This window comes from Clostridium sartagoforme AAU1 (assembly GCF_000401215.1).
Classification (GTDB): Bacteria; Bacillota; Clostridia; order Clostridiales; family Clostridiaceae; genus Clostridium; species Clostridium sartagoforme.
Genome location: NZ_ASRV01000143.1, coordinates 1 through 8,167, shown reverse-complemented (window position 1 = coordinate 8,167; position 8,167 = coordinate 1). Strand labels below are relative to the sequence as shown.

Here is an 8,167-nt window from a genome sequence, read left to right as displayed (position 1 = left end):
TTAACTGAAAAATGCTTCGCAATTTATTACAACTGTGAACTGTGCCTTGTGAACTATGAACTGAAAAATGCTTCGCATTTTTACAATGTAAGTAATTAGATATATAACTATTATTTATTAAGTTAAATACTATTAAAATGGGAGATATTATTATGAAGTCGATAAAAAAATATACTTATATAACTATAGGATTAATTTCAGCAATTTTGGGTGCTGTAGGGGTGGTGCTTCCAATACTTCCAACAACTCCATTTTTGCTATTAGCATCTTATTGCTTTGCAAAGGGATCAGATAGGTTTAACTATTGGTTTATAGGAACAAAGCTATATAAAAATCACTTGGAATCATTTGTTAATAAGCGAGCTATGACACTAAAAGAAAAAATAAGTGTTTTAGTATTTGCAGATTTTATGTTGGCATTCCCATTAATATTGCTAAACAACATGTTCATAAGGATGGGGATTGTAGTAATTATAATATGTAAGTACTACTATTTTATTTTTAGAATAAAAACAATAAGATCAGAAGAAAAAACAATAGTATAAATATACGTAGTATATAGTCTTTCTATTTATTATAGAAAAACGTAAGTTTTGTGACTTTGTTACAGTCAAAACAAGGATATAAGAATATAATTATATCATAAATAAATAATATGATATTGGAGGAAATATAAATGAATAGCAATATAAGATTATATACAACTAATACTTGTCCTTGGTGTACTAAAGTAAAAAATTACTTAAAAAGTAATAATATAAATTATGAAGAAGTAAATGTAGGGTTAAATAGAGCAGCAGCTATAGAAATGGTAAATAAAAGTGGACAAATGGGAGTACCAGTTTTAGATATAGATGGTAAAATTGTTGTTGGCTTTGATAAAAATAGAATTGATTCTATATTAGGATTATAAATTATAAGTAATTATCAAATATGTTGATAAATAGAAAAAGTAAGACTAAAATATAATTAGTTTTATTTTTTTTTTGCATAAAAAAGTATAAAACTTATAGTTAGGAGAATATGATTATATCAATTCCTTAGTATTTTAATATATTAAAATTTATAAGAGGTATGAATATGAATTTAAGAAAAGAATTAATGGTGAATTATCCTTTTTACAAGAATTAGATGAAGACATATTAAATAAGTTTTTTAGTAAAATAGCAATAAAAAGTTATGAAGCTGGAGAAAGTATGTTTAATAATAAACAAAGTTGTATAGGATTTTCCTTTATACTGGAAGGGAAAATAAGAGTATATAAGATAGGGGATGATGGAAAGGAAATAACATTATATAGATTAGGCAGGGGAGATAACTGTTTTAATACTATATTATGTGCATTAACTGATTCTGAAGAAAAGTCATTTTCAGATGTTGAAGAAAATGCAATAATTGCTTTGCTTCCAATGGATTTTTCAAAAAGATATCTATTAGATAATAGTAGTTTTTTAAAATATATATTTAAAAATCTTTATGATAAATTTGAAAATGTAGTGGAAGGCTTAGAAAAAGTGACTTTTAATAGTATTGAAAATAGACTTATTGGTTATTTTAAGGAAAGAATGAAAGAAAATAATAATAGTAAAATAATATATACAACACATGAAAAAATAGCAGCTGATATAGGATCTTCTAGAGAAGTAGTTAGCAGGAGTTTAAAGTCATTAGAAAAAAGGGGAATATTAGAACTTGGAAGAGGAAAAATTAAAATAAAAAACTGGAAATTTTAAAATAGCATTGACATTATAGTAGGAATATCTTAAAATTTGAATATAGTAATATTATTGACATATTAATAACAATTAATATACAATAAATATAATAAGTGAGAAGAGGTGATATCTTGGATAGTAATTATAAGCAATACGAAGATGTAGCAGAATTTTTAAAAGTTTTAGCTCATCCAGTTAGGCTTTGTATAGTAAAAAATCTTTTAGGAAAAGGTTCTTGCAATGTAACTTATATGCATAGTTGTTTAGGTATGCCTCAATCTACAATTTCTCAACATCTCCAAAAATTAAAGAGTGTAGGAATAATTAAGGGTGAAAGAAACGGGCTTGAAATAGTTTATGAAGTAGTAGATGAAAGAGCAGAAAAAATTATACAAGCTCTTATATAAAAGGTAATATTAAGATTATATAGTATTAGTTTAATTACTTAAAAGGTTAGAACAGCTTAAAGCTAGCTGTTCTTCAAATTTGAAATTAATATCGTATTATTTTAATATACTAATAAATAGATTCAATATAAAATTTTAAATAAAATAATATATCTAAATTTAGGAGGATTTCAATGAATAAAAAAGTTTTAATAGTTGGTGGAGTTGCAGGCGGAGCCTCTGCAGCAGCAAGACTTAGAAGATTAGATGAAAATATAGAGATAGTAATGTTTGAAAAGGGAGAATATATTTCTTTTGCAAACTGTGGACTTCCTTATTATGTTGGAGAAGTAATAAAAGAAAGAGATGCACTATTACTTCAAACACCAGAAAAAATGAAAAGCAGATTTAATATAGATGTAAGAATTAATAGTGAAGTTGTAAAAATTAATACGGACGATAAAAAAGTAAAAGTAAAAAAATTAAATAATGAAGAATACGAAGAGAATTATGACTATTTAATTTTAGCACCAGGAGCTAAACCAATAAAACCTAATTTGCCAGGAATAGATAGTGATAAAATATTTACTGTTAGAAATGTTGCAGATATAGATAAAGTAAAAGCCCTTGTAGATTCTAAAGATACTAAATCTGCTGTTGTTATTGGTGGTGGATTTATAGGAATAGAAATGGCGGAGAATTTGAAGGAAAGAGGAATTGAAGTAACTTTAGTAGAAGCAGCACCACATGTTATGGCACCTTTTGATTCAGAGTTTTCAAGTCTAATGGAAAAAGAGTTAAACTTAAATGATATAAGTATAATGCTGAATGAGAAAGTTAATGGATTTGAAGAAGTAGATAAGTCAATAAAGGTTAAATTAGAAAGTGGAAAAGAAATAGATGTTGATATGGTTGTCTCAGCGATTGGAGTAACACCAGATACTATGTTTATAAAAGATAGCGGCATAGAGCTTGGTCAAAGAGGACATATAATAGTAGATGAGTATATGAGAACAAATAAAGAAGGGGTATATGCAGCTGGAGATGCAGTAAATGTAAGAGACTATGTAAATGGTAAGGAAGCTTTTATACCACTTGCAGGACCAGCTAATAAGCAAGGAAGAATAATAGCAGACAATATAGCAGGATTAAATTCTGTATATAAAGGAACCTTAGGGACATCAATAATAAAGATATTTGATATGGTAGCAGCATCTACAGGAAATAACGAAAGAACTTTAAGTCGATATGGAATTAAATTTAATAAAGTCTATCTTCATCCAATGAATCATGCTGGGTATTATCCAGATGCAACCCCTTTAACAATAAAGGTTATATATGATCTTGAAGGGAAAGTTTTAGGCGCTCAAGCTTTAGGATATGAAGGTGTTGATAAATTTATAGATGTAGTAGCAACATCAATTAAGTTTGGAGGTACAATGGAGGATTTAGCAGAGCTAGAACTTGCATATGCACCACCATTTCTATCAGCAAAATCTCCTGCAAATATGGCTGGATTTATAGCTCAAAATCAAAACAAAGGACTAGTAGATGTTATAAACATAGAAGATTTAGATAAATTTGATAAGTCAAAACAAATATTATTAGACACAAGAGATGCACAAGAAGTTGAACTTGGAAAAATAGAAAATTCAATAAATATACCTGTTAATGACTTAAGAAATAATTTAGATAAGCTAGATAGAGAAAAAGAAATTTTAGTTTATTGTGCAGTAGGAATTAGAGGATATATAGCAGCAAGAATATTAAAAGCCAATGGATTTAAAGTTAGAAACTTAAATGGTGGATATAAGTCTTATGTAAATTGGAATTATAAGGCTAAAGTATTAGATAGAAAAATTGATAATATAAATAACAGTGAGGAGAGAGATTCTGTAATGAGAGAGGTAGCAGCTGATAAAGTAAGAGAGTTAAATGCAACTGGGTTATCTTGTCCAGGTCCTCTAATGCAAGTAAAGGCAACCATGGATGATATGATTGATGGAGAAGTTTTAAAAGTAAAGGTATCAGATGAGGGATTTTGCAGAGATATAGAAGCATGGACTAAGAAAACTAATAATAGACTTATGAGTTTAGACAAAAATAAAGGTATTATAGAAGCAACAATTATGAAGTGTTCAGATCAAATTCTATCTGGAACTGAAATTTCTAATACTTGTACTACAGTCCCAAGTAAGAATGGTCAAACTATGGTTGTGTTTAGTGGTGACTTAGATAAAGCAATTGCTTCATTTATAATTGCCAACGGTGCAGCTACAATGGGAAAAAAGGTAACTATGTTCTTTACATTCTGGGGATTAAATATTTTAAGAAAGCCTGAAAAAATAAAAACACCTAAAAATATAATAGAAAAAGCCTTTGGAATGATGATGCCAAGAGGTAGTAAAAAGCTTGGATTATCAAGAATGAATATGGGCGGAATGGGTGCTAAAATGATTAGAGGGGTCATGGAAAATAAAAATATCCAATCATTAGAAGAGTTAATGGATGCAGCTATAAAAAATGGCGTAGAAGTAGTAGCCTGCACAATGTCTATGGATGTTATGGGAATAAAAAAGGAAGAATTAATAGATGGAATAACTTATGGTGGAGTTGGATATTATCTTGGTGAAGCAGATGATGCTAATATCAATTTATTTATTTAATAAAAAACTTATATATTAAAAGATGCTTAAAAACGATTAAAATATAAGGCTGTGTATAACTAATGTCACTAAATTAGTTATACACAGCCATTTATTATTTATATAAATTATATATAAATGATTTTAAATTTCAGAATTTAATAAAGATATAGTAGAGTCAAGTTTTTCTAAACTAGTTGTTTGAATATCCATATTTGCAGCAATTTCTTCACATAAAGCAGAATGTTCTTGAGAAAGAGTAGAAACCTTTTCTATTATAGCTAAAACCTCATCTTTTTCAGAAGAAGCTATTGTTAAGTTTCCTATGCAGTCATCTATTTCTTTAATAGAATCACTTATAGATGATTTTATATTCGTAAAGCTTCCCTTAGTGCTAATTAATGTTTTTTGTTGATTATCTATTGCAGAGCTACCAGCTTGCATAGCCTTTGAAGTATCAAGTATATCAGATTTTATATCATCCAATATTTTAGTGATACTTTCAACAGATTGCTTTGAGTTTTCAGCAAGTTTTCTAACTTCACCGGCTACTACAGAGAAACCTCTACCAGCCTCCCCAGCTCTTGCAGCTTCTATTGCAGCATTAAGAGAAAGTAGGTTAGTTTGACTTGCAATTTGGCTTATAGAATCTGTTATTGTATTTACAGATTCTAGCTTTGAAACAAGAGAATTTACTGTTGCACTAACTATTGTAAACGCATGTTGTAAAGACTTTAATGATTCATCTAAGTCTGTGAAAGTATTTAAACCTTCATCAGCCACTTTATCTGTATCTAAAACTGTTATTTGAACATTAGTAACATTATAAGCTAATTGCTCCATACGAGTATTGAAGTTTTCTAAAATACTATTTACATTATTAATTTCTTCTGCTTGTGTAAGCGTAGCATTAGTCAAATTAGATAATGAGCTATTAACATCTTGAATAGCACTAGATATACTAGAGCTAGTTTCACTTAGCATTACCATTTCATTTTTTAGATTCTCATTTGTATTTTCCTTTTCATTGATACTGTTTGCTACAAACTCATTAGATATATTTTCGTTTGTATTGTCAACTTCCTTCTTTTTTGATTTAGAAAATAAACCCATTTTAGTACCTCCTAATTTTATCTTTTCCATCCCTAGCCATTTCTTTTACTTTTTGGGGAGCACCTATAGATGTAATTACTTCCGAAAACCATCTAAGTGCTAAGGAATCTTCCCCTATTCTTCTATGTAGCTCGCCTATAAGGAACATTATAGAAAATCTATCTAGTCCATAGACTGGAAGTTTTTCATTTATAAATGTATCATTAAAAGCTACTAATGATTGCTTTATGTAATTTTTTTCATTAGCCTCATCCATTAGTAACCTATACATCCAAGCAATTTTCAAACAAATCATAGCCTTTGTACTACTTTTACTTTCAATGACTAAGGCATTAAGTAAAGCTAGCTTATATCTTTCAATTGCAATTTTTTCAGTAAAAGGAATATCATATTCACGATTAACCCACTTAGGTGTTATCTTTTCTTTAATAAGCTTTATTTGAAATTCTCTTATTTTACTAAAATCTACTTTTAAAGCTGCATAACCACAAGTTGGACATAGCCAGACCTCATAAAGGTAAGGATTTATAACAGAGTATCTTATAAATAAATCTGAGTCCCTTGATGCAATTCTAGGTGCATTAACTTTTACACTTGCTGTTCTAAATGAGTTTTTACAAACTGGACAGGATATTTCTTTAAGAAATAAACTTTTAATTGTGTTACTATTATCGTCTTTGTTTATCGACTCTTTAGCATCTATATCTGCTGAATTCTTTATCATAAGTTATCACCTCTAATTTTTACATATATAATTTAATTAACAATTGATAGTTAACAATTGATGAGGTTTTGCTACGCAAAACTTAGAATATAGGTGTAAAATAATTTATTTTAGTTAAATATTAATGTTTTATTACAACTCATATATAATTATATCATATTGTATATAGTTTGTTTATAAAACATTTACAAATAAAATTGAAATAAATTATATTTATTTCAATTAACAATTTGATTACACATTAAAAGATTTTTGATATAATGATTAAGGTGAAGTTTGAAAAGGGTGATGAAATATGGTGATTCAAGATTGGAAAAGTTTTTTTATGCCTTATGAGCAGGCTGTAGATGAATTAAAGGTAAAGCTTAGAAGCATAAGAAAAGAATATAGAAAGAAAAATGAATATTCCCCAATAGAATTTGTTACAGGAAGGGTAAAGGAGATATCAAGCCTTCTAGAAAAAGCTAATAAATTTGGGATTCCAATAGATAGACTTCAATATGAAATTGAAGATATAGCTGGAATTAGAATTATGTGTCAATTTGTAGATGATATAGATAGAGTTGTAGAAATATTAAGAGCAAGGAAGGATATGCAAATCCTTTATGAAAAAGATTATGTTAGAAGCGTAAAAGAAAGTGGTTATAGAAGCTACCATATGATAATAAAATATCCAGTTAATATGGCAGAAGGCCAAAAAGAAATTTTAGCAGAATTCCAAATAAGAACTCTAGCCATGAATTTCTGGGCAACTATAGAGCATTCCTTAAATTATAAATATAAAAAACAACTTCCTGACAATGTAAGAGAAAAATTAAAGAAGGCAGCAGATGCAGCTTTTGAGTTAGATGAACAAATGTTAGATATAAAAGATGAAATAAAAGATGCTCAAAAATTATTTGAAATAAAATCTGATATAATATCAAGTATAATGCATAATATATTAACGCTAACGTCTCTTGGAAAGTTTGTTGAAGCAAGTAGATATGAGAGTTCATTAAATAAACTAATAGAAGATGGAGAAATACACGAACTTAATAAGCTATTAGTATCCGTAAAAAAAGAAGTAAATAAATATAGAGATTAATATATTGGTGAATAGCACTAAGTAATTAGTATAAAACACTAATAAATATGGTAGTAGCAAGTTTTATAAGTATAAGGTTCAAAATTTGAAATAGACAAATAATAGTTTTTTTGATCTTATAGATGATAGGGGATAGGTACTAAGTAATATATGTTTTATTTTAAAAATATAACATTTATCACTTGATAACTATCTTCTTTTCATTTTATATTCCCTTTGATTATAATTATATAATGTTATTCCATATTAAATGAGTATTCAAGCTAATTATAAATTAATTATATTTTTACGAAGTATAGTATAATACTAAATATTAGAAATTTTTTATTAAATTTAAGAAAAACTATTTACAAGTAATAATTATTATTATATAATAAAACATCGAAAAGAGATTATATAAAAATTAATAAATATTATATATAATCTAATTATATAAATAATGTGGAAATTAGGAGGAGTTTAGATTATGAAGAAATTTGTTTGTACAGTATGTGGAT

8 protein-coding genes are annotated in these 8,167 nt (G+C 27.5%); 6 read left to right on the top strand and 2 right to left on the bottom strand.

Annotated elements, in window-relative coordinates; genetic code table 11:
* Positions 1-152: 152 nt before the first annotated feature.
* The 5 genes from A500_RS11300 (at position 153) to A500_RS11280 (ending at position 4,767) form a co-directional block, all read left to right on the top strand.
* Positions 153-545 (top strand): YbaN family protein, encoded by a 393-nt coding sequence (locus tag A500_RS11300; protein WP_016207720.1) that lies wholly within the window; start codon positions 153-155, stop codon positions 543-545.
* A gap of 131 nt (positions 546-676) precedes the next feature.
* Entirely contained in the window at positions 677-913 is a 237-nt protein-coding gene (locus A500_RS11295) for a glutaredoxin family protein (RefSeq protein ID WP_016207719.1), read from the top strand.
* 283 nt (positions 914-1,196) lie between these two features.
* Complete coding sequence (locus A500_RS11290; RefSeq protein ID WP_016207718.1) at positions 1,197-1,733, top strand: Crp/Fnr family transcriptional regulator; 537 nt, start codon at positions 1,197-1,199, stop codon at positions 1,731-1,733.
* Positions 1,734-1,846: 113 nt separating this feature from the next.
* Positions 1,847-2,122: an ArsR/SmtB family transcription factor gene (locus A500_RS11285; protein WP_016207717.1), complete on the top strand. Its 276-nt coding sequence runs from the start codon at positions 1,847-1,849 to the stop codon at positions 2,120-2,122.
* A 173-nt stretch (positions 2,123-2,295) separates the two neighbouring features.
* Positions 2,296-4,767, top strand: coding sequence for an FAD-dependent oxidoreductase (locus A500_RS11280; RefSeq protein ID WP_016207716.1), 2,472 nt, complete (start codon positions 2,296-2,298; stop codon positions 4,765-4,767).
* Positions 4,768-4,890: 123 nt separating this feature from the next.
* Here A500_RS11280 and A500_RS11275 read toward each other — a convergent pair whose 3' ends face one another.
* Positions 4,891-5,859 (bottom strand): methyl-accepting chemotaxis protein, encoded by a 969-nt coding sequence (locus A500_RS11275; RefSeq protein ID WP_016207715.1) that lies wholly within the window; start codon positions 5,857-5,859, stop codon positions 4,891-4,893.
* Between the two features lies 1 nt (position 5,860).
* Positions 5,861-6,583, bottom strand: a complete 723-nt coding sequence (locus tag A500_RS11270) for a DUF2225 domain-containing protein (RefSeq protein ID WP_016207714.1) — start codon at positions 6,581-6,583, stop codon at positions 5,861-5,863.
* Positions 6,584-6,878: 295 nt separating this feature from the next.
* Between A500_RS11270 and yjbM the strand changes: the two genes are divergently transcribed.
* On the top strand, positions 6,879-7,670 hold the full coding sequence (gene yjbM, locus A500_RS11265; RefSeq protein WP_016207713.1) for a GTP diphosphokinase: 792 nt from the start codon (positions 6,879-6,881) through the stop codon (positions 7,668-7,670).
* Positions 7,671-8,167: the final 497 nt, after the last annotated feature.